Source organism: Pedobacter foliorum (assembly GCF_013266735.1).
In the GTDB taxonomy this organism is placed as follows: domain Bacteria; phylum Bacteroidota; class Bacteroidia; order Sphingobacteriales; family Sphingobacteriaceae; genus Pedobacter; species Pedobacter foliorum.
This window is the reverse complement of the sequence record NZ_JABSNU010000012.1, coordinates 60,143-83,095: the sequence shown is the minus strand read 5'-3', so window position 1 is coordinate 83,095 and position 22,953 is coordinate 60,143. Positions and strand designations below refer to the sequence as shown.

Genomic DNA, 22,953 nt, shown 5'->3' with positions numbered 1-22,953 from the left:
ATGGCTGTTTTGTGTTTCATTTAAACTATAAAACGATTAAAAATATGAAAAAAAACATTACTACACTAATTCTTAAGATAATGAAGGTAGGATTAATAGTGTTTGCTACTTTACTTACTTCTGCCGGAACCCTTTTAGCAGAAACTGTTTTTAGCCAAAATCTTAAAGATGTAAGGGTAACTCTCAACCTTAAAGGCGAATCATTAGAAAGAGCAATTGAGAAAATCAGTAAAACAAGCAAGCTAGATTTTTCTTATAATAACAACGAATTACGTAAAGTAAAGGGATTGGTACTTGATGTATCCAATGAGCCGATAACTGAGGTGCTGATGCATTTACTGGATCAAACACCATTTTCATATCGCGAGATTGATCATAATATTGTGATCTTCAGGAAGAGAAATGAGTTGTCGGGCGAGAAACAATTGATCAAAGGAAAAGTAACTGATGAGGTTGGCATACCATTACCGGGGGTAACCGTACAGATTAAAGGAACCACTACTTCTGTAACTACTGATGCAAGTGGGGCTTATGAACTTAATACTGCATCTTCGGCTGATGTTTTAGTGTTTTCTTATATGGGTTTAACCACTCAGGAAGTTGTTGTAGGTACACAGCAACAGATTAATGTCGTTTTAAAAGACGATCAGAAGATTTTAAATGAAGTTGTTGTTGTTGGTTATGGCACGCAGAAAAAAATAAATTTAAGTGGTGCAGTTGACGGCATAACAAGTAAAGAAATCGAAAATAGGCCTTTCTCAAGTGTAGGGGCTGGTTTACAAGGACTAATTCCAAATCTTAATATAACCATTTCAAGTGGGCAGGTTAATAAAGCGCCAACTTTTAATTTAAGGGGTTATACATCGTTAAACGGCGGATCACCTTATATTTTGGTTGATAACGTGCCTTTTACAGCCGATGAATTAATGGCTTTGAACCCTAACGATATAGAAAGTGTATCAACCTTAAAGGATGCGGCTTCAGCTGCAATTTATGGAGCCAGGGGGGCTTTTGGGGTAGTCTTGATTACCACAAAAACAGCTAAGAGTAATGATTTAAAGGTTTCGGCCAATACTTATTACGCCGTACGTACCTTGGGTAAGGTTCCTGAAATTGTAACCGACCCACTTAAAACTATGGAGTTTAAGCATGATGCTGCTTATCCGCTATACAACTTGTTTCCGGAGAATGTGAGAGAGTACGCTAGACAGCGTTCTGAAAATCCTTCTCTTCCTGCTGTAATTATATCGCCAACAGATCCTAACGCATGGGCATACTATGGGTCTACAAACTGGATGAACGAGGTTTATCACAATACTGCCCCAAGTTATAGCGCAAATTTCAGTATAGCTAAAAGAGACGAAAAATTAAGCTACTATACTTCAGGCGAATATTTTAGAAATGAAGGTATGTTGCGTTATGGTAACGATAACTATGATAGGTATAATTTAAGAGCAAAAGCAGACTACAAACTTAGAAACTGGTTAACTCTTGGTAATAATACGTCTTTTATGTCTAGCACTTATGATGAATCGGTTTATGGTGGCGAAGGCTTTTTTCATAATGTTAACAGACAAAGCTCACTTGATGTTCCCAAGAACCCTGATGGAAGCTGGACCTCAACCGGGGCTGCGCTATTGGGAAGATTGCAAAGTGGTGGCCGCAGTGTAACCAGAAGCAATAATTTTCAAACAACGTTTAATGCCAAAGCTGAACTGGTAAAGGATATATGGGACTTAAAGGCAGATGCTACTTTTAGAAGGATAGATACTGCAGGTAGGTCGTATGATGTACCGGTTGCTTATAAAACAGGGCCTAATTCTGCAGTGAGTTACAGTGGTTCAAACCCAACATGGGCTCAAAACGATACCAAGCTTGTAAGGCATAATATTTATAACATCTATACAGATTTTCATAAAACTTTTGGATCAAAACATTATTTGCAAGTATTAGCAGGTTTTAATCAGGAATATAGATATAGAACCTCTAATTCGGTTAATCGCAAAGGGTTGATCAGTAATACTCTGCCATCCATCTCTTTGGCCACAGGTGATATGACAGGGAGTGAGAGAATTGATGATTGGGCAGTAAGAGGTTGGTTTTATCGCCTGAATTACATTTTTGATAATAAATATATTCTGGAATTAAATGGCCGCTATGATGGTACTTCACGTTTCCCAAGCAATGACCGTTGGGGATTCTTTCCGTCAGCTTCAGCTGCATGGGTAGTAACGGGTGAAAAATTCTTTAAACCAATAGCAGAAACCATTGGACTTGATTTATTAAAACTGCGTGCATCTTATGGCTCGCTGGGTAACCAGGATGTGGATTCATATTTATACATTCCTTCTATGGCATCAGGACAGGTCGATCAGATTCTTGATGGTAAAAGACCTATTCAAGTGCTGCCTCCAGGAGCCGTTGCGCCAAGTTTAACCTGGGAAAAGGTATCAACAATTAATTTTGGGGGCGACTTAAGCTTCCTCAAAAATCGTCTTGATCTGAGTTTTGATGCTTATACCCGCTACACTGAGGGTATGCTTACAAAAGGTAAAACCTTGCCTGGTCCTTTTGGAGTTAGCGAACCAAAAATAAATGCTGCTGATTTGAAAACAAAAGGCTGGGAGATAAGATTGGGATGGAAAGATGGATTTATGCTGGCCGAAAGCCAATTTTACTATAACATAGGGTTTAATATGGGGGATAGTCGTTCATACATTACCCGATTTGATAATCCAAATGGTTTATTATCTGATTATTATGTTGGTAGAGAAATTGGAGAGATTTGGGGCTTAGAAACAGAAGGTTTTTTCCAGAACAAAGAAGAGCTTGCTAATCACGCCGACCAAACAGCTGTTGGTGCTGATGATACAGGATATAAATTTGATGTGGGTGATTTGAAATTTAAGGACCTGAATGGTGATGGTAAAGTTGACAAAGGTAAAAATACACTTGCCGATCATGGAGATCAGAAAATCATTGGTAATGATAGGGCAAGGTATCAATATGGAGTAGACTTGAACGCAGGTTGGAAAGGATTTGATGTGAGGGTATTTTTCCAGGGTGTGGGCAAAAGAGATTGGTATCCCGGACCGAGTAACCATTATTTTTGGGGTGTTTATGCACAGCCATGGGCTAATGTTCAGGTTCATAATCTTGATCATTGGACTCCTGAAACTCCTGATGCTTACTTTCCACGCGTTAAGGCTTATATCGCAGAAGATGCAACTGAACTTGGAAATCCGCAAACGAAATACTTGCAGGATGCTTCTTACCTAAGATTAAAAAACCTAACAGTTGGTTATACACTGCCTAAGGCCTTAACTAATAGGATTAAGTTGGATAAACTGCGTATTTACTTCAGTGCAGAGAACGTATTTGATGTGTCTCACATTAAAGCAAATCTGGATCCAGAAGGACTCGATGGTAAGGTCTATCCATTCCAGAAAACCTTTTCTTTTGGTTTAAACCTTAATTTTTAACTCAAGCAGAAAGTCTCATGAAACAAAGAATAAATTATATCCTTATAATAGGATTTATAACTATAGCAATGACAGCTTGCAAGAAGGACTTTTTGCAACGTAACCCTCAAACTCAAATTACTGATGCTGTATTTTTTCAGTCTCCATCAGACCTTGAAACATATAGCAATGGCTTTTACAAGCAATTGGGGCCTTCTTACGATGATATTAACTCTGATAATATTGCAAACTATAATGCAAGTGGTGAGGTTGATAATTTGGTAAGAGGTGGTATTTCATCTTCTAACATTGGCGGTTGGGATAAAAAGGATTGGGGGAATTTACGTCAAATTAACTACATGCTAGACCACATTGGCCAGGTAAAAGGTGATGCCGTATCAATTAACCATTATGTGGGTATAGCTCGCTTTTTTAGAGGATTGTACTATTTTAATAAGATTAAAAAATACCACAATGTACCTTGGTATTCGACAGTTTTAAAATCTGATGATCCGGCTTTGTCGAAAGGCCAGGATTCGAGAGCAGTGGTTGCTGATTCGGTTTTAAACGACCTTACTTATGCTGCAACCAATATTAAGGCAGATGGTAGTAATACCCGAGTTACCAAATGGGCTGCACTTACTTTATTGGCACGTTTTGCTCTGCATGAAGGTACTTTTAGAAAATATCATGATGAAATAGGATTAAGCAACGACTATCAACGCTTTTTAGATGTTGCTGTTTCTGCCACTGCGCAAATTATTAAAGATGGAGGTTTTGTAATTTACAATACCGGAAAGGCTGGCGAAGACTACCGCGCGCTATTCTCTAGTGCAAATTTGGCTGGAAACAAAGAGATGATTATGTGGGCTGATTATGGAAAAGAACTTGGAGTTGGTAACAATAGCCATACTGTATTGGACTATACCTGGTCGCTTAGTAAAAATTTGGCAGATACTTACCTGAAAACAGACGGTACACCTTTTACTGCTACGCCTGGTTACAACACAAAATTGTATACGGAAGTATTTGCAGGTCGTGATCCTCGTATGATGGAAACTATTGTTAATCCAGCTTTTAGAGGGCCAAATAATGCGACTGCTCCATACAGAATAAAGCCAACTCTTGGTGGATACAACCAAATTAAATTTTATCCGCGTTCTGCTGATTTAATGCAGGGTTGGGTAATGAATTATACCGACTTGCCTATATTCAGATATGCTGAGGTTTTATTGATTAATGCTGAGGCTAAGGCTGAATCTGGAGTAATTACTCAAACAGATTTGGATCAAACGGTAAATAAACTAAGAGCAAGGGTGCAAATGCCTGCATTAAGTATGGGTGTGGCATTAGATCCTGTACTTGCAGCTACTTATCCTAATGCAAATGGATCAAATAAAGCTGTTCTGCTTGAAATTCGTAGGGAAAGAAGAGTGGAAATGGCTTGCGAAGGTTTAAGATATGACGATATCATTCGTTGGAAAGTTGGGAAAGTTTTGCAAGATAGTCAGCAAGGTATGTATGTTCCTGCAATGGGTGGTTTGGATGTAACAGGTGATGGCATTGCAGATATTGCTATTCTAGCCTCGCCTAATGATGAGTCTGCAATAGCAAACCTTCCTGAGGATGTGAAAAAGAACTTGTCAAAATATTATTTAAAAGATAAAGACGGTAAGGATCAGAATTTTTACCTAACAAATGGTAACTCTGGCTTTGTGGCATTTACGCGCGATAGAGATCAACCGAGAGTATTTATTGAACCAAAGTATTATTACAGACCAATACCTGTAAGTGAAACAGTAGTTAACCCAGCTCTAAAACAAGTGTTTGGTTGGTAAAATCATCATAGTAATTACACGCTCAGGCAGCAGGTTTAACCGCCTGCTGCTTTTTAAATTTACACACAAATAAGATATGAGATTATTAACGATTTTATTCTTTTGCTTGTCCTTTATCGGGACAGCGAATGCTCAGTTTAAGGGTACGGTTTTTCTTGATAAGAATAAGAACAAGCTTGCTGACCTAAATGAAAGGGGAATGCCAAATGTTGCGGTTTCTGATGGGCAAAACGTACTAAGTACTGATAAAGAAGGGAATTTTAATTTGCCCGGACACTCGAAAACGAGATTTATATTTATCACGGTTCCTGCTGGATATAAGCTTACTGATAAGCACTATATTAAGGTGGCAGGTACTGATAAGGCCTATGATTTTGGTTTGGTTGAAGATCCTACAAGTGCAGGAGCTTCTGTTAAAATGCTTCAGATAACTGATACGGAGACTGATAAGTATAACGATTGGATAGTGAACGTAAAGAATTACGCAAAAAAGCAGGGTATCAGCTTTATTGTGCATACTGGTGATATCTGCTACGAAAAGGGATTAAATTTTCATGCAAATCAGATAACCTCTGAAACACTGGGTAAGCAGATCTTTTATTGCATTGGTAACCATGATTTGGTAAAAGGAGCTTATGGAGAAGAATTGTTCGAAAGTTTGTTTGGTCCGGTATATTATTCATTTGATGCTGGTCCTGCACATTTTATTGTGACGCCAATGAGATCGGGGGATTTTCAGCCTTCTTACACTGTTGATGATGTGATCAAATGGATGAGGAATGACCTTGCTGCGGTTGACAAAAACAAGCCTGTAATTATTTTTAATCATGATCTTCTTACGTACAACGATCAGTTTATTTTAAAGGGTAAACAAGATTCCATCAATTTAAATGATAATAACTTAAAGGCATGGGTTTATGGTCACTGGCATAATAATTTTGTAAGGAAAAGTGAAAAGACCGGGATTCATTATATTTCATCGGCTCCGCCTGATAAAGGAGGGATAGACAATTCTGCAGGGCAGTTTTTATCTATTGAAATAGATAAAAATGGTGTGAAGGAAGTGAAGCCGCATTATACTTATTTGCATAAACATCTGGTAGTTACTACACCTTCGGGAGCTGATATGGTACAGGTGAAAAATGGTTCGCTAATAATAAATGCAAACTTGTATGATAGTGAAACTACGGCAAAGAGTGTTAGGAGTTTAATTTATGATTCAAAAGGAAATAAGGTTGCAGAAACTACTTTAACAGCAAATACTGATTGGAATTGGGAAGGAAAGATATTTGCAACTAAACTTGAAAAGGGAAAACCTTTAACACTTCAAACTGAGGTTTTATTTGCCGATGGTGAGCAGCACATTCAAAAACAATCTTTTACAATTGGTATTAAAACAGCAGGGGCATCATTAAAGTGGGTAAATAACCTAAAGGGAAATATATGGAAAACTGCACCTTTGTTTGCCGAAGGGCGATTGTTTGCTGCTACTATAGATGATGGGAACAATTTAAATTGTGGAGTAACAGCGCTGGATCCAAAGAGTGGTAAAACTTTATGGCACTATAAAACCCGCAATTCCATAAAACATGAAATGGCTTATGATAGTGGTTTGGTACTATGTACAGATATGGAAGGTTTTACCTATGCGTTAAAAGCATCGTCGGGCGCATTGGTGTGGAAGAAAGATTTAGGTATGAAAAGCCTTCCGGGTTATATCTCTGCAGGGGTATCAGAAAAAGGTGTTTATTATACCGGAGCAGAAGGCTATTTTCAAGCTTTGGAAGTTAAATCTGGTGAAACTATTTGGGTAAATAAGGAATGGAGAGGAGGAGAAGGAACTCCTGAAAAGATGACTATAGCCGGCGATGTAATTATTACTGGAAGTAATTGGCAAAGCTTATTCGGGCATGATAAAAAAACGGGTAAATTACTATGGAAAAGAAGTGATGAGGGTTTACGTTTTAGAAGTAGCAGTGGAAAGTATGTTGACGGTAAATTATACATTACCGGACTGAACTCAATTTTTGTGATAGACCCCAAAACAGGAAAAACACTTCAGAAAATTGATGCTGATTATGAGTTTAAGGTAATGGCCACACCTTTAGTAACCGACAAGTACATCATTATGCCAACAGCCAAACATGGCGTTGTTGCCTATGATGTAAATACTTTAAAAGAGATATGGAATACAGTAACAGGTAATGCCCTTGTTTATTCTGCACCTTATGCGGGCCCGGAATCTGGGACTGTGGAATGTTCGGTGGTTAAGTATAAAAATAAGCTTCTTTTTGGCGCTTCAGATGGATTTCTTTATGTTTTAGATGAAAACTCAGGAGATGTGCTAAGGAAAATTAATTTAGGAGCTCCAATTTTTGCTGATTTATCTATAGTTGATGATACCGTTTTTATAGCAGATTTTGCGGGTAATGTATTTGCTATAGCCAATATTTAAAAATAGTGATTGTTATAAACTCCTTTGAGAAATTCTATGTGATTAAGCATAAAATGAAACGCTCCCTTATAAAATGATACAGATTATTAAAAAGAATAACTCTAAACACTTTTTTTAGCGTTGATTTTTGATTAATTTGCTTTAACGGAAACACTTACATAAATCGCCCCTATGAAATGTCGTTCTCAAATTATCGCTGTCCTATTGTTTTGCAGCCCCATTTTAATAAAAGCACAAGGGATAAACGTTCCTGTTTCTGAAAAAGCTAAAATCAACTTTTCAGGAATGCTGCAAACCCAGTTTAATTATTCGCTCGATCAGGATATTGATATTACTGGTTTACATCATACCGGTGACGAGCATTTTTCACGTAATTCTTTCTCTGTGAAGCGAGCGCGTTTACAAGTAAATGCAACCATCAGCGACCGTATTAATGCCGTTATTCTGGTCAATTTTGGAGACTTTACCGGAAATCCTCAAAATAAGGTGCTCGAAAACGCCTATATCAAGTACAGCGTTAATGATTATGTGAATTTTCAGTTCGGCCAATTTAGGCCTCAATTTGGTCAGGAGGACAACTATCCGGTTGATTTTGTTCGCTCTATCGACTATTCTAATCAGTACTATTTATTTGGATCGAACAGTTGGCAGAGTTTTCAGATTGGAGCAAGTTATTTTGGAGAAATCAAAAATTCAGATGTTCCTGTAAAGTATTACATAGGTATTTTTAATGGGAACAACCGAAATCAGGTAAGTGATAATGACGATGGTAAAATAATACCTGCGCGTGTTGTTGTTGGTTTAAGTAAAGCTTTTCAATTGGGTGCGAGTGGTGGTGTTGGTAAAAACATGGGGCAAAAAATATGGGCCTATGGAGCAGATATCGATTATAAGAAACAGCTTAATGAGCGATGGGGTGTCGAACTTGTTTCAGAATACAAGCAAGGTATAAACAGTGTGGCTTTCTTCGGTCAGGAAAAACCTGTTATTCCGGTAAGTGAGTACGCAATGCGTGGTATCTACGTGTTGCCAAATGTGGCTTACAATATTAAAAATGCGCGACTTAAAAGTTTGGAGTTTGCAATGAGATATGAATATCTGGATTCAGATTTTAAACAAACAGGAAATGCCAGGCAAAGTTATATTCCAATGATAAGTGCTTCTTTTGCCGAAGCATATGCCATTAGAGTTCAATTGGGATACTTAATGGACAGATACGAAAGAAATATTCCTAATACAACGCAGTACAATACCAATAGGATCATTTGCCAGGTGCAAGCGAGATTTTAAAATATCTAACCCGTTAAATTATGAAAGAAATCAACTACAAAATGATGTTGGCTACATTAGCTTTTGGGTTGTTAATCTGGTTTCTGCCAGTGCCCGATGGTGTTAAACCAGAAGCATGGCATTTACTGGCTATTTTTTTGGCAACCATTTTAGGCATTATTCTAAAAGCGGCATCTATGGGCACAATGTCAATGATTGCCATTGCGCTGGTAGCTTTAACAGGAGTATTGGCTCCTGGAAATCCCGGCAAATCAATCTCAATGGCACTGAGTAGCTTTGGAGATAAGGTTATCTGGTTAATTGGCATTTCATTTTTCATAGCCAGAGGTTTTATTAAAACAGGCCTCGGAAGCAGAATAGCCTATCTTTTTATCAGAGTGTTTGGCAAAAGTTCGTTGGGCTTAGGTTATGGTTTGGGATTGGCAGATTTGGTATTGGCACCTGCAATTCCAAGCAATACTGCCAGAGGCGGGGGTATTATTTATCCCATTATGAAATCTATGGCTCTTAATTTCGGGTCTGTTCCTGAAGAACCTGAAACGCATCGTAAACTGGGAGGGTATTTAACGCTAAGTTGTTATAACATCAACCTCATTACGTCGTCAATGTTTTTAACAGGTACGGCGAGCAATCCTATGTGCCAGAAATTTGCGGCAGATCTTGGCATTGATATCACATGGATGTCCTGGATGTGGGCAGCCATTATTCCGGGAATAATCTCTTTAATTTTAGTGCCATATATCCTATACAAAATCTATCCTCCCGAAATTAAATCGACAGGTGGAGCGCCAAAAATGGCTTCTGAGAAATTGAAGGAAATGGGAGCCGTTACACGTAATGAATGGTTGATGTTAATTGCCTTTGTTGTATTGCTTTTTTTATGGATTACAGGCGATATATTTAAAATCGACGCCACTACTACGGCCTTTATTGGTTTGGTATTCTTGTTGTTATCTCAGGTTTTAACCTGGGAAGATGTGAAAAGTGAAAAGGGCGCCTGGGATACGATTGTATGGTTCTCCGCTTTGGTAATGATGGGAAGTTCGCTAAATTCCCTTGGCCTTATTCCGTGGTTTAGTGAGCTGGTAAGGGTAAAAATAGGAGGGCTGAGTTGGACAATGGCTTTCCCTATTATCGTTCTGGTTTACTTTTACAGTCATTATATGTTTGCAAGTGCAACAGCTCATGTTGCATCTATGTATGCCGCTTTGCTTGGTGTAGGTATTACAATTGGAATTCCACCAATGTTGCTTGCTTTATCTCTGGGTTTTTGTGGTGGTATTTTCGGAACGCTAACGCACTATGGGCATGGCCCGGCACCGGTATTTTTTGGAAGCACCTTTGTTGATGTGAAAGATTGGTGGTCGAAGGGATTTGTGTTAAGTATAGTTTTTCTGCTGATCTGGATGGGAATTGGTGGACTCTGGTGGAAAGTTATTGGCTTATATTAATTTAAGGCTTATGGATAGTAAAAACAGAGCATCTACGCTGATGCGCAAAACACTGATGGCGCTTACGGGATTATTCCTGTGCTTTTTTCTTGTCATTCATTTGCTTGGGAATTTGCAACTATTATTGCCTGCCGAACAGGCAAAGCAGAGTTTTAATGGCTATTCTCAGTTACTCTCTGGCAATATTTTTATAAAGATTATTTCATATGTTCTTTATGCATCTATTATTATTCATTGCCTGGATGCATTGGTTATTACACTTAAAAATAACAAAACAGCCGGAAAATATGCGGTAGATAACAGAGGAAAGGCTAGTAGATGGTATTCAAGAAATATGGGGATTCTAGGCACATTGATCCTGATATTTCTAGTCTTTCATTTTAAGGATTTTTGGTATCAGTACAAGTTTGGAAGTTTGCCAAAAGATGAAAATGGACATAAAGATCTGTATGCAATAGTGATTGCTGCGTATCAGGATTGGTGGTATGTGCTGTTTTATGTGTTATCCATGTTTGCGCTGGGCTATCACCTATTGCATGGCTTTTACAGTGCAGCAAGATCGCTGGGTCTGTATCATCCTAAATATGTTTCGTGGGTACGGGTTTTTGGTATAGGCTATTGCTATATAATTACCATTGGTTTTGCTATTATTCCAATTTATATTTACTTAACTCAACATGTTTTATGGAACTGAACGCTAAAATACCACCGGGACCATTAAAGGATAAATGGAGTTTCTATAAAGACCACGCTAAGCTGGTTAATCCTGCCAACAGGAAAAAAATGGACATCATTGTGGTTGGAACCGGATTGGCAGGTAGTGCTGCCGCTGCATCATTAGCTGAAATGGGATATAATGTTAAATCCTTCTGTTTTCAGGATTCTGCAAGGCGAGCACACTCAGTTGCTGCACAGGGTGGCGTAAACGCAGCTAAGAACTATAAGAATGATGGAGATAGTGTTTATCGCATGTTCTATGATACAATTAAGGGAGGCGACTTTAGATCGCGCGAAGCTAATGTTTATAGACTGGCCGAATGTTCGGCGCAATTAATAGATCAGGCAGTTGCTCAAGGTGTTCCTTTTGGTAGAGAATATGGAGGTTATTTAAATAACAGGTCGTTTGGTGGGGTACAGGTAAGCCGAACTTTTTACGCGAGGGGACAAACGGGACAACAGTTGCTTTTAGGTTCCTATCAGGCACTAATGCGACAGGTTGCCGCAAAGACCATAAAGCTTTACACAAGGCATGAAATGTTGGATTTGGTGGTGATTGATGGAAAGGCAAGAGGTATTATTGTGCGAAATCTGGATACGGGAGAAATTGAACGGCATAGTGCACATGCTGTGATTTTAGCAACAGGTGGTTTTGGGAAGATCTATTACTTGTCTACTCTTGCAATGGGATGTAATGCTTCTGCCATATGGCGTGCTCATAAAAAAGGTGCATTAATGGCTTGCCCAAGTTGGACGCAGGTACACCCTACATCATTACCGCAGTCTGGCGATTATCAATCTAAACTTACGCTAATGTCTGAGTCGCTGCGGAATGATGGCAGGATTTGGGTGCCGCTAAAGTCTTCGGAAAACAGGAAGCCAAATGATATTCCTGAAGCAGAACGTGATTATTATTTGGAAAGAAGATACCCTGCTTTTGGTAATCTTGCTCCTCGTGATATTTCTTCGAGAGCTGCAAAGGAGCGAATAGATGCAGGTTTTGGGGTTGGTCCTCAAAGAAACGCTGTTTATCTTGATTTTTCTAAAGCAATTAAGGAGCAAGGTAAAGGGCGCATTAAAGAAAAGTATGGGAATTTGTTTGATATGTATCGTAAAATTACGGCCACTGATGCTTATGTAGAGCCAATGATGATTTCTCCGGCCGCTCATTTTTCTATGGGAGGATTGTGGATTGATTATGAATTGATGACTACTATTCCAGGATTATTCGCTCTGGGTGAAGCCAATTTTGCTGATCATGGTGCCAACAGATTAGGCGCTAATTCATTGCTACAAGCTTGCGTTGATGGTTATTTTATTGCCCCCTATACGGTTTCGAATTATCTGGCTGGTGAAATTAAATCGGAAAGATTACCAACAGATCATCAGGCATTTGTTGATGCTGAGGTGCAGGTTCGTGCTTATTTAGGTAAGCTATTGGCTATAAATGGAAACAAAACTGCCGATTACTACCATAAAACTTTAGGTAAGCTATTGTATGATTATTGTGGCTTATCAAGAAGTAAAGATGGGTTGATTCATGCCATAACCGAAATAAAAAAGTTAAGAGAGGATTTCTATAGCGATCTCAAAGTTCCGGGTGGAGAGGATGAAATGAATGGGGAGCTGGAAAAAGCAGGCCGCATTGGCGACTATCTTGAAGTGGCAGATTTGATGTGTCAGGATGCCTTAACTCGTGAAGAATCTTGTGGTGCCCATTTTAGGGAAGAATATCAAACTCCTGAAGGAGAGGCTTTAAGGAACGACGAAAAGTTCTGTTTTGTTTCTGCCTGGAAATGGCAGGGAGAAGGGCAGGAAGAACTGTTGATTCCTGAACCATTGCAATTTGAAAATGTTGAACTGGCGGTAAGAAGCTATAAATAAATGGGCTTATGAAGTTATATCTAAAAATTTGGAGACAAAGTGATGCTGCCAGCGAAGGTAAACTGGTAGATTATGAACTTGATAATGTGATTCCACATATGTCCTTTCTGGAGATGATGGATACCCTTAATGAGCAGTTGATTTTAAAAGGAGACCGACCTGTAGAGTTTGATCATGATTGCAGGGAGGGAATTTGCGGCCAGTGTGGTATGATGATTAATGGACAGGCGCATGGCCCAATAGCAAATCTTACAACCTGTCAGCTTCATATGCGCGAGTTTAAGGACGGGGATACCATTTATGTAGAGCCTTTTAGAGCTGTTGCTTTTCCGATAAAAAGGGATTTAAGGGTTGATAGATCTGCTTTTGACAGGATTATTATGGCCGGTGGTTTTGTTTCAGTAAATACTGGCCAGGCACCGGAAGCAAATGGAATTCCTATTACCCATGAACAGGCCGAGTCGGCATTTGATTCTGCTGCCTGTATAGGATGTGGGGCGTGTGTTGCAACTTGTAAGAATTCTAGCGCGGCTTTATTTACATCGGCTAAAATTTCTCATTTGGCAAAACTGCCGCAAGGAAAAATGGAATCGAGGAAGAGGGTGCAGTCTATGGTAAAGCAAATGGACGATGAGAATTTTGGGCACTGTAGTAATACGGAGGCCTGTGAGGTAGAGTGTCCGCAACAGATTTCGGTTCTTAATATTGCACGAATGAACTGGGAGTATTCGATTAGTAGTGTTTTGAAGAAGTAATAATAATGCTTTGAAGAAATGATAAGAGTGCTTTCAAGAAATAATAAGAGTGGGAGGCTTAAAGCGTTCGTCATCCTGAATTTATTTCAGGACCTCGCACTAGCTGGGCTTCTTTTCTCTTGAGGGGTCCTGAAATAAATTCAGGATGACGATAATGCAAAAGGAGGGTGTATCATAAATTCGTGATACACCCTCCTTTTATACTATTAACAATGCTTGTGTCTTATATTAATGCTGTTATCGTAACAAAACTTACCTCACAAATTACCTCACCTACCTCAACAAGTTCTTCCAGCTTGTTTTGCTTTCAATTAATGATTGAAGATCTTTAATTTCAATACGTTGCTGCTCCATTGTATCACGATGACGAATGGTTACAGTATTGTCTTCCAATGTCTGATGGTCAATTGTTAAGCAGAAAGGAGTACCAATGGCATCTTGTCTGCGGTAACGTTTACCAATAGCATCTTTCTCTTCGTATACGCAATTGAAATCCAGCTTTAAGCTGTTCATGATTTCCCTTGCTTTTTCCGGTAAACCGTCTTTTTTAGTAAGTGGGAAAATTGCTACTTTAACAGGAGCAAGGCAAGGATGTAAGCGTAACAATGTTCTGCTGTCTTGTTTTTCTCCCTCACTCAAATCCTGCTCTTCAAAAGCATTGATCATGGTTAACAAGAACATACGATCTAAACCAATTGAAGTCTCGATTACATAAGGCACATAGTTACCATATGGTTTTCCTTCTTCGTTAAGGTCATTGTCGAAATATTGCATTTTCTTGCCAGAGAACTCCTGGTGTTGAGAAAGATCGAAATCTGTACGGCTGTGAATACCTTCTACTTCTTTAAAGCCAAACGGGAATTCAAATTCAATGTCAGTAGCTGCATTAGCATAGTGAGCAAGTTTAACATGGTCGTGGTATCTGTATTTTTCTGCAGATGTACCTAAAGCCAGGTGCCATTTTAAACGAGCTTCTTTCCAATAAGCGAACCATTTTTCATCTTCTCCAGGGCGCACAAAGAATTGCATTTCCATTTGTTCAAATTCACGCATACGCATGATGAACTGACGGGCAATTACTTCATTTCTGAAAGCTTTTCCTATTTGTGCAATTCCAAAAGGAATCTTCATTCTTCCCGATTTTTGAACATTAAGGAAGTTTACAAAGATACCCTGTGCAGTTTCAGGACGTAAATATATTTCTTCTGCTCCTTCGGCCATAGCCCCGAACTGGGTGCTAAACATTAAGTTAAACTGACGTACATCAGTCCAGTTCTTAGTTCCGCTTACAGGGCAGGCAATTTCGTGTTGCTCAATTAGTGTTTTTAATTCCTGTAGGTTTTCAGCTTTTAAGGCCTCATCCATATCAGCTTGCAGCTTTGCAGCTTTATCTGTTTTGCCGTCTTTTTCGTAACGGGCAATCTTATCTTCTAATAACTGATCAGCACGGTAACGTTTTTTTGAGTCTTTATTATCGATCATTGGATCGTTAAAGCCATCAACGTGACCACTTGCTTTCCATATTTTTGGATGCATAAATATTGCAGAATCAATACCTACAATGTTTTCATGCATTTGTACCATGGCTTTCCACCAATATGTTTTGATGTTGTTTTTTAATTCTGCTCCTAACTGCCCGTAATCATATACAGCACTTAGTCCATCATAAATTTCGCTGCTTTGGAATACAAAACCATATTCCTTGGCGTGTGATATTACATTTTTAAATTGCTCGTCGTTAGTGTTTTTTGCCATAATGATGCAAACTTAGATAAAATATTTTAATGGTTTCCATGAATGCAGTGGTGTTTTTTCTACTTTTGAAAATGATCTCTCCCGCAAACGTAAAAATTAAATAAATTGAGCATTAAAGTACAGTATTTGTCTAAATATTACGATAAGCAAAAGGCTGTCGATGAAGTTAGCTTTGAAGCTAAGCCGGGTAAGATATTGGGCTTTTTGGGTCCTAATGGAGCAGGTAAGTCTACCACAATGCGCATGCTTACCGGTTATCTTAAGCCTACTTCAGGTTCTGCTCAACTGTGTGGATTTGATTCTCAGACTCAAAGTATCGATGTAAGGCGTATTATAGGTTATCTGCCTGAAAATACACCTTTATATACAGATATGTACGTAAAGGAGTTTTTATTGTTTGTTGCCAATACTTATAAATTACAGCAGCCGGAGCAAAAAGTTAAAGAAACTATTGAAGCTGTTGGTTTAACGGCTGAGCAGCATAAAAAGATAAATATGCTTTCTAAAGGCTATAAACAACGGGTAGGTTTGGCACAGGCGATTATCCATAATCCTGCGATTTTAATACTTGATGAGCCTACATCGGGACTGGATCCTAATCAGTTAACCGATATTAGAGAGCTCATAAAGAAATTGGGAAAAGACAAAACAGTGATCCTTTCAACCCATATTATGCAAGAAGTTGAAGCAGTTTGCGATGAAGTTATCATCCTTAATAAAGGAAAAATTGTAGCAAATGCTGAAATTACTGAACTTAAAAGGCAACACCAATCGTCATCACTAGAGGATATTTTTAGAAAATTGACTTCTTAATAAGATAAGTCAGTTGTTAATAACTGAATTATCTGTCGGTTTGGTTAAAAACGTTTGTGTTTATCAGAATCGTAATTAAGGGCTGTTTTTCCTAATGTTTTGTTTTTCAGAAGGTTGCTTTTGTTAATAATTATTTACTGTATGGTTTTATTCTTTGTAACTATTGGCCAAGTTTTTGTGTCTAAGGGTAAAAGTTATATAATTAATTATACAATTTAAATTAAACAGAAATGAAAAAAGTATTTTTACTAACAGCTATTGCAGGTCTTTTTGCGTTTTCAAGCGTTAAGGCACAAAAAGATGTTGCTATGACAGGTCCAAAGTTAGGTATTGGAGCTGAGTTTGCATTTCCAATGGGTACATTTGGTGATGTAACTAAATTAGGTTATGGTGGTTCATTATTGTACCAACATCCTGTAGCTGCTAACTTGAATTTAACAGGTAGTGCAGGTTATTTAAATTTTAAAGGTAAAGACGTTAATATTGGTGGTGTAACGTATAAAGGTGGTAGTGCTGGGTATGTACCAGTTAAAGCAGGTGCAAGATACTTTGTGGCTGAGAACTTTTATATAGGTGGTGAGCTTGGTGCTGCTTTCTCTACTGAATCGGGAGGTTCTACTGCATTTGCTTACGCTCCTGGTATTGGTATAGAGTTTCCGGTTTCTGACGGTGGAGCTATTGAATTGGGTGGACGTTATGAAGGATGGTCAGCTAATTCGCACACTAGTTCTTTCATCGGACTTAGATTAGCATATAACTTCGGTTTGTAGTCAGTATTTACCGAAAAAGAATTAGAAAGCCGTCTCATAAATTTATGGGATGGCTTTTTTAATTCTAGTTTTCCATATTCGATTAATAGGTAGCTAGCCCAAAAATCAACAAAAATATTTAACTTAGCATATATGAAACTGCTTAGAAACATCGCCGTATTTTTTTTAATTCATCTTCTTGCCGGCTGCTCATCTGGCGACAAAAAAGTACCCGTTGTTGGTTTTATTGACGCTTTTGAAGATACTACTATTGCCCAGGCCCGTGCTGGTTTTACCGATGCCCTTCAGAAAGATGGCTTTAGTGAAGCTAATCATACCTTGAAAATTGAATATCGTAATGGACAGGGCAGTATACCAACCCTTGTGCAAATAGTAAACTATTATATTAATAAGCCGGTTGATATACTGGCCACAAGTACCACATTATCAACTTTGTCCTCTATTCAGAAAACAAAGATGATCCCTATTTTTGCTATGGTATCGCCAACACCTAAACTTATGGGTGTATTGGATAAAGATGGCAGAGCCCCAAGTAATTTATATGGCGCTGTAGAAGATTTGAACTATATTGACACTTCTTTTTTACTGATTCCGCAATTGCTGAAACCTGCAACAGGCAAACTTAAGGTGGGCGTAATTTATAATGATGCTGAACCGCAATCAGCAGATGCATTGAAAAGGATTGAAGTCATAGCTGCAAAGAATAACATCACGATATTGGCTACTCCGGTTGTTACTTCGGCCGACGCTCAACTCATTACTCAGTCATTATTGACTAAAAATATTGACGCTTTTTTTGCCCTTCCTGATAATGTGGTATTCGCCTCATTTGAAACAATAGTTAAAAGCTGCGACCAGAAATCTGTACCCATTTTTACGAGCGAGGCTGGTTTGGTTAAACGCGGAGCTGTAGCGGCCTTCGGTGCAGATATTTACCAATGGGGTTATCAGGCAGGTGAGCAAGCGGCGAGGTACCTGAAAGGGGATACGGTTGGCTTAAAGCCTGAAATGGTGAAAATAAGGAAGCGGGTGTATAATCCAACTGTTGCAGCTAAATACCATATTACTGTTTCTGCTAATTTTGATGCTTTAAAATAAATGGATTTTTACCTCACTGCCTTAGTACAGGGGCTTTGTTATGGGAGTCTTGCGTTGGGAATTTATATCTCCATGAAGATCTTTAATATTCCTGATATTACTACCGATGGAAGCTATACCCTGGGAGGAGCAGTTACCGCGGTGATGTTGACAAATAACCAACCAACATATTTAATTTTACCGGTAGTTATTGGGGTAGGTGCGGTAGCGGGGGCACTGACAGGATTAATCCATACCAAATTAAAAGTAAATGCCCTACTTGCAGGGATCTTGGTGATGACAGCGCTGTATTCCCTTAATCTTACCATTATGGGGCGTTCTAATTTGCCTCTAAGCAATTTACCCTCACTATTTACCCTTGTAGATATTAGTACTGATACTAACCTGAATACTTTTTGGATTGTATTGGCTTTTATTGCGATAGTTACTTTATTTATTGGCTATTTGTTAAAAACGGACTTCGGTATTGCCATGCGGGCTACAGGTAATAGTGAAAGTATGATCCGGGCATTGGGGGTTAATACGGATAAAATGAAGATCATTGGGTTGGCTTTGGCTAATGCCTTAACCGCGCTGAGCGGTTACCTCATCACCCAATGGCAAGGATTTGCTGATATTAGTATGGGTATTGGAGTGGTGATATCAGGCCTGGGTTCGGTTATTATTGCGGAAACTTTAATTCGTTCACTGAGCATTACTTCTGTATGGCTGAATCTGCTGTTAGTGCTCGGTGGTGCTATTGTTTTTCAAATGGTATTGGCATTTACCTTAAGTACGGGCGTAAATCCCCTCTATCTGAAGGCTGTTACTTCCACGTTTGTCCTGCTGATAGTTGGATTACCACGTTTATTCAGGAGGGAAGTATGATCAGAATAGATTCACTCTATAAAACTTTTAATAAAGGTCAACCTAATCAAGTAGATGCCATCAATGGGATTAATTTGCATATTGCCGCAGGTGATTATGTAATTGTTGTTGGGTCAAATGGATCGGGAAAATCAACATTAATGGACTTGATTTCGGGAAGTGTTGTGCCCACAAGAGGCGCTATTAGCTTTAATGGGAAAGATGTAAGTAAATTGGCAGATTATAATCGCAGTCCCTGGGTTGCACGAGTTTTTCAAAATCCGCTGAGTGGTACGGCACCTGATCTGAGTATTTTGGATAATTTTAGATTGGCCGCGCTACGCACCAAGCCTAAAGGGTTTAATGTGGGAGCAACCAATGCTTTTAAAACACTGGTGAAAGAAAGAATAGCTGTGTTGAACATGGGGTTGGAAAATAAAACCGGACAACTAATGGGTACCCTTTCAGGTGGACAGCGGCAGGCACTTACCCTATTGATGAGTGTGATGGATGATTGCAAAATTCTGTTGTTGGATGAACCATCAGCTGCACTAGACCCTAAATCGGCACAAGTGGTAATGCAAACAGCTGACCACCTGATTAAAGATTTTAAACTGACAGCTATGCTTGTTACTCATAATTTAAAGGACGCTTTTACCTACGGTAATCGTATTATCCAATTGTCCGAGGGTGCGATAAAGTACGATAAGAGTGCAGCCGAAAAGCATGCATTAACTCAAGAGGAATTGTTTAACTGGTTTTTTTAAATCATTAACTCTAGCATTGAAAGAAAAGAGGTTTATCTGAGACTGCCTTTTTGTTATCATGGGTATATTTTATAATATTGCAACTCATTGAAATTTAACTAATGAAAAAAATATTCTTCTCTACTGTTTTACTTATGCTTTTCTTGTTTACCAATACCCATGCACAATCAAGTGCCCAGGCTGCTGAACCAAGATTGGGGATAGGACTTGATTTAGGTTTACCTATTGGTGATTTTGGAGATTTTGCAAATTATGGAGTAGGAGGTTCAATACTTTATCAACATCCGGTATCCACATCGTTAAACATCACCGGAAATGTAGGGTATATTAAATTTAATGGTAAACAGACGATAGGTACATTGAAATACATGCAAAGCTTTATACCAATTAAAGTTGGTGCCAGGTATTTCCTTACTCAAAATATATACGGAACAGCTGAGGTCGGTTCATCCATTGCTACAACTAGTGGAAGTGGTGCTTCTTTTATTTATACTCCAGGTTTGGGTTTCGAAATTCCGGTGTCGAGTAACGGCTCGTTAGATATAGGAGCCAGATATGAAAGCTGGACTAAAAATACCGGTACAATATCGTTTATTGGCATAAGGGCCGGATATAATTTTTAGAAGCAAATTAATGTACGCAGTTTTTAAAAGAGAATTATTCAGCTTGTTAAACTCATTAATGGCTTACATAACCATTGGTGTTTTTTTATTGGCTTCGGGATTATTGCTTTGGTTTTTTCCTGATACCTCTATACTGGAATATGGTTATGCTGAACTGACAGGCTTTTTTAGCCTTGCACCATTTCTGTTTATGTTTCTTATTCCTGCAATTACTATGCGTTCATTTGCCGAAGAAAGACGTGAAGGTACTTACGTTTTACTAGCATCGCGTCCTTTAACCGATTGGCAGATCATTTTGGCTAAGTATTTTGCTTGCTTCGTTTTGGTGTTGGTTTCATTAATACCAACATTAATCTATTATTACTCTATTTATAAACTGGGTATGCCGGTTGGAAATATTGATACAGGTGCGGTAATTGGGTCTTACTTAGGGCTAGTGTTATTGGGAAGTTCATTTGTGGCGATTGGAATATTTGCTTCTTCAATTACTAAAAATCAGGTTATTGCCTTTGCTGTGGCGGTATTTATCTGTTTTATAGCTTACAGTGGCTTTGATGCTTTGAGCAAAATCTTCGCTATGCGTTATCTGGAAACTGTTTTTCTAGGCTTAAGTGTAAACGAGCATTATCAATCTATAAGCAGGGGCGTTTTAGATACCCGCGACCTTATTTATTTCATCACTTTTGTGCTGTTCTTTTTAGGTATTACTAAACTGGTAATAGGAGGTCGGAAATGGTAAAGTTGAGGGAGAATAAAATGGTAAGATTACTTGCCTTTGTAATCGGATTAATAGTGCTGAATGTAGCAGCACAGTACATTTATACTAGAATAGATTTTACCAAAGAGAAGCGTTTTACACTCACTTCTAAGTCTAAAACGATTTTAAAAGAGGCTACAAAACCAATAACTATTACAGTTTTTTTGGATGGGGATTTACCTGCTGCTTTTAAACGGCTAAGAAATGCAACAAAAGATTTGTTAGCTGATTATAAAGCATATTCGGGTACAGATATTAACATCGAGTTTGTTGATCCGATATCAGGATTATCGGGAGCTGAACAGGATACTGTTATCAATCATTTGTATCAAATAGGGGTAGAACCTACTACTCTAAATATTAAGAACGATAATGGATTTGCACAGAAAACTATATTTCCGATGGCAATTGTTGAAGGTAATGATCATCAGTTGTCGGTTAAATTGTTGCAAAATCTGGATGCCTCAGGTAATTACGAAGAGAACATCAATAATTCTATTCAGAACCTCGAGTACATATTTACCTCGGCCATTCAAAAGGTATTGAGCGGTCAGCATCCAAGGATAGGTTTTACAGAAGGGAATGGAGAGCTTTCAGATTTGTTTTTGAGTGATGCGATAAAAACTTTGTCGGAGAGTTATGATGCGGGCAGGGTAAATCTGAATCAGATTGATAAGGCAGGATTAGATAAATTGAAAGTATTGGTTATTGCCAAACCGGAAAAGGAATTTACTGAAGCAGAAAAATACAAGATCAATTATTTTGTAATGAATGGGGGTAGGGTAGTGTGGTCTATTGATCAGGTGAGTGCCAGTTTGGATAGCTTAAGAGGCGCAGGTGAGCAGCTTGCATTTAATAAAAAGCTGAACCTTGATGACATGCTGTTTATGTATGGCGCGAGGGTTAATTATAACCTTATTGCAGATGCCAATTGTGCTGAAATTCCTTTGAGTATGGGCGGTCAGCAGGGCCAAATTCAGATGGCACCTTGGGTGTTTTATCCAATACTGATGCCTGATACTTCAAATAACCTTGTGAAAAATATTGATGGTATAAGGAGTGAGTTTGTAAGTACTGTTGATACTATAGGAGTAAAGGGGCTTAGTAAAAAGGTGATCTTGCAAACTTCGGCTTACAATAAAGTGCATAATACACCTAAAATGCTTTCTCTGCAAATGGTTGCGGAACAACCGAATCCGCGTGAATATGCGAGTAAACCGCATACTGTTGGGGTGGTTATAGAAGGTAAATTTCCATCAGTTTTTCTGAATAGGTCTGTACCTGCCGGAATTACTGAGACATATAATCTTCCTGCAGAAAGCAAGCCGACTAAAATGATTGTGATTGGAGACGGAGATATCTTCAAAAATCAGATAAGTGCGAGAGATGGTTCTGTTTTTCCATTGGGATTTGACAGATATACAGAAAGAAACTACGGAAATAAGGCATTGTTATTAAATATTGCAGACTTTTTATCTAATGACGACAATTTGATCGCTTTACGTAATAAAGAAGTTAAGATCAGGCTGTTGGATAAGGTGCGTTTGCGTACCGAAAAGTTGCAATGGCAGCTAATTAATGTTGTTTTTCCTTTACTATTGTTAATATCGTTCGCGATTTTTCAACATTATTACCGCAAGCATAAGTATGCAAGGTAATTTTTATATTTTTGA

Annotated in this window: 17 protein-coding genes; 16 read left to right on the top strand and 1 reads right to left on the bottom strand. The window is 38.5% G+C overall.

Features of this window, described 5'->3' with window-relative positions:
• The first annotated feature begins 44 nt into the window (after positions 1-44).
• The 8 genes from HQN83_RS19920 to HQN83_RS19885 all read left to right on the top strand — a co-directional run bounded on the left by HQN83_RS19920 (position 45) and on the right by HQN83_RS19885 (position 13,851).
• The gene (locus HQN83_RS19920; protein WP_217277434.1) at positions 45-3,482 is read left to right on the top strand and encodes a TonB-dependent receptor; all 3,438 of its coding nucleotides are present in this window, start codon (positions 45-47) and stop codon (positions 3,480-3,482) included.
• Between the two features lie 17 nt (positions 3,483-3,499).
• Entirely contained in the window at positions 3,500-5,299 is a 1,800-nt protein-coding gene (locus HQN83_RS19915; RefSeq protein WP_173092654.1) for a RagB/SusD family nutrient uptake outer membrane protein, read from the top strand.
• A gap of 76 nt (positions 5,300-5,375) precedes the next feature.
• Positions 5,376-7,754 carry an outer membrane protein assembly factor BamB family protein gene (locus tag HQN83_RS19910; RefSeq protein ID WP_173092652.1) on the top strand — a complete coding sequence of 793 codons (2,379 nt, stop codon included), beginning with the start codon at positions 5,376-5,378 and terminating at the stop codon, positions 7,752-7,754.
• Between the two features lie 171 nt (positions 7,755-7,925).
• The gene (locus HQN83_RS19905) at positions 7,926-9,044 is read left to right on the top strand and encodes a porin (RefSeq protein WP_173092650.1); all 1,119 of its coding nucleotides are present in this window, start codon (positions 7,926-7,928) and stop codon (positions 9,042-9,044) included.
• A 20-nt stretch (positions 9,045-9,064) separates the two neighbouring features.
• Complete coding sequence (locus HQN83_RS19900) at positions 9,065-10,495, top strand: anion permease (protein ID WP_173092648.1); 1,431 nt, start codon at positions 9,065-9,067, stop codon at positions 10,493-10,495.
• A 10-nt stretch (positions 10,496-10,505) separates the two neighbouring features.
• Positions 10,506-11,189 carry a succinate dehydrogenase cytochrome b subunit gene (locus HQN83_RS19895; protein WP_173092646.1) on the top strand — a complete coding sequence of 228 codons (684 nt, stop codon included), beginning with the start codon at positions 10,506-10,508 and terminating at the stop codon, positions 11,187-11,189.
• Entirely contained in the window at positions 11,180-13,096 is a 1,917-nt protein-coding gene (locus HQN83_RS19890; RefSeq protein WP_173092644.1) for a fumarate reductase/succinate dehydrogenase flavoprotein subunit, read from the top strand. The genes HQN83_RS19895 and HQN83_RS19890 overlap by 10 nt, the downstream gene beginning before the upstream one ends.
• Before the next feature lie 8 nt (positions 13,097-13,104).
• Positions 13,105-13,851: a succinate dehydrogenase/fumarate reductase iron-sulfur subunit gene (locus tag HQN83_RS19885; protein ID WP_173092642.1), complete on the top strand. Its 747-nt coding sequence runs from the start codon at positions 13,105-13,107 to the stop codon at positions 13,849-13,851.
• 273 nt (positions 13,852-14,124) lie between these two features.
• On the opposite strand, the gene HQN83_RS19880 is transcribed toward HQN83_RS19885, so the two are convergent.
• Entirely contained in the window at positions 14,125-15,606 is a 1,482-nt protein-coding gene (locus tag HQN83_RS19880) for a glycine--tRNA ligase (RefSeq protein ID WP_173092640.1), read from the bottom strand.
• A gap of 105 nt (positions 15,607-15,711) precedes the next feature.
• Between HQN83_RS19880 and HQN83_RS19875 the strand changes: the two genes are divergently transcribed.
• From HQN83_RS19875 to gldG, 8 genes are all read left to right on the top strand, one after another.
• Entirely contained in the window at positions 15,712-16,419 is a 708-nt protein-coding gene (locus tag HQN83_RS19875; RefSeq protein WP_173092638.1) for an ATP-binding cassette domain-containing protein, read from the top strand.
• A gap of 230 nt (positions 16,420-16,649) precedes the next feature.
• Positions 16,650-17,189, top strand: coding sequence for a hypothetical protein (locus tag HQN83_RS19870; protein WP_173092636.1), 540 nt, complete (start codon positions 16,650-16,652; stop codon positions 17,187-17,189).
• 132 nt (positions 17,190-17,321) lie between these two features.
• Positions 17,322-18,287 (top strand): ABC transporter substrate-binding protein, encoded by a 966-nt coding sequence (locus tag HQN83_RS19865; protein WP_173092634.1) that lies wholly within the window; start codon positions 17,322-17,324, stop codon positions 18,285-18,287.
• Positions 18,288-19,154, top strand: a complete 867-nt coding sequence (locus tag HQN83_RS19860; RefSeq protein WP_173092632.1) for an ABC transporter permease — start codon at positions 18,288-18,290, stop codon at positions 19,152-19,154. It begins immediately after the preceding gene.
• A complete protein-coding gene (locus HQN83_RS19855) occupies positions 19,151-19,900 on the top strand; it encodes an ABC transporter ATP-binding protein (protein WP_173092630.1) in 750 nt (249 codons plus the stop codon). Before HQN83_RS19860 ends, HQN83_RS19855 begins: the two co-directional genes overlap by 4 nt.
• A 101-nt stretch (positions 19,901-20,001) precedes the next feature.
• Complete coding sequence (locus HQN83_RS19850) at positions 20,002-20,523, top strand: outer membrane beta-barrel protein (protein WP_173092628.1); 522 nt, start codon at positions 20,002-20,004, stop codon at positions 20,521-20,523.
• Between the two features lie 10 nt (positions 20,524-20,533).
• Complete coding sequence (gene gldF / locus HQN83_RS19845) at positions 20,534-21,262, top strand: gliding motility-associated ABC transporter permease subunit GldF (protein ID WP_173092626.1); 729 nt, start codon at positions 20,534-20,536, stop codon at positions 21,260-21,262.
• A 17-nt stretch (positions 21,263-21,279) separates the two neighbouring features.
• On the top strand, positions 21,280-22,938 hold the full coding sequence (gene gldG, locus HQN83_RS19840) for a gliding motility-associated ABC transporter substrate-binding protein GldG (protein ID WP_317172523.1): 1,659 nt from the start codon (positions 21,280-21,282) through the stop codon (positions 22,936-22,938).
• Positions 22,939-22,953: the final 15 nt, after the last annotated feature.

Coding starts and splice junctions, on each gene's coding strand:
- HQN83_RS19920 (WP_217277434.1), top strand. CDS start 45: ATGAAAAAAAACATTACTACACTAATTCTTAAGATAATGAAGGTAGGA.
- HQN83_RS19915 (WP_173092654.1), top strand. CDS start 3,500: ATGAAACAAAGAATAAATTATATCCTTATAATAGGATTTATAACTATA.
- HQN83_RS19910 (WP_173092652.1), top strand. CDS start 5,376: ATGAGATTATTAACGATTTTATTCTTTTGCTTGTCCTTTATCGGGACA.
- HQN83_RS19905 (WP_173092650.1), top strand. CDS start 7,926: ATGAAATGTCGTTCTCAAATTATCGCTGTCCTATTGTTTTGCAGCCCC.
- HQN83_RS19900 (WP_173092648.1), top strand. CDS start 9,065: ATGAAAGAAATCAACTACAAAATGATGTTGGCTACATTAGCTTTTGGG.
- HQN83_RS19895 (WP_173092646.1), top strand. CDS start 10,506: ATGGATAGTAAAAACAGAGCATCTACGCTGATGCGCAAAACACTGATG.
- HQN83_RS19890 (WP_173092644.1), top strand. CDS start 11,180: ATGGAACTGAACGCTAAAATACCACCGGGACCATTAAAGGATAAATGG.
- HQN83_RS19885 (WP_173092642.1), top strand. CDS start 13,105: ATGAAGTTATATCTAAAAATTTGGAGACAAAGTGATGCTGCCAGCGAA.
- HQN83_RS19880 (WP_173092640.1), bottom strand. CDS start 15,606: ATGGCAAAAAACACTAACGACGAGCAATTTAAAAATGTAATATCACAC.
- HQN83_RS19870 (WP_173092636.1), top strand. CDS start 16,650: ATGAAAAAAGTATTTTTACTAACAGCTATTGCAGGTCTTTTTGCGTTT.
- HQN83_RS19865 (WP_173092634.1), top strand. CDS start 17,322: ATGAAACTGCTTAGAAACATCGCCGTATTTTTTTTAATTCATCTTCTT.
- HQN83_RS19860 (WP_173092632.1), top strand. CDS start 18,288: ATGGATTTTTACCTCACTGCCTTAGTACAGGGGCTTTGTTATGGGAGT.
- HQN83_RS19855 (WP_173092630.1), top strand. CDS start 19,151: ATGATCAGAATAGATTCACTCTATAAAACTTTTAATAAAGGTCAACCT.
- HQN83_RS19850 (WP_173092628.1), top strand. CDS start 20,002: ATGAAAAAAATATTCTTCTCTACTGTTTTACTTATGCTTTTCTTGTTT.
- gldF (WP_173092626.1), top strand. CDS start 20,534: ATGTACGCAGTTTTTAAAAGAGAATTATTCAGCTTGTTAAACTCATTA.
- gldG (WP_317172523.1), top strand. CDS start 21,280: ATGGTAAGATTACTTGCCTTTGTAATCGGATTAATAGTGCTGAATGTA.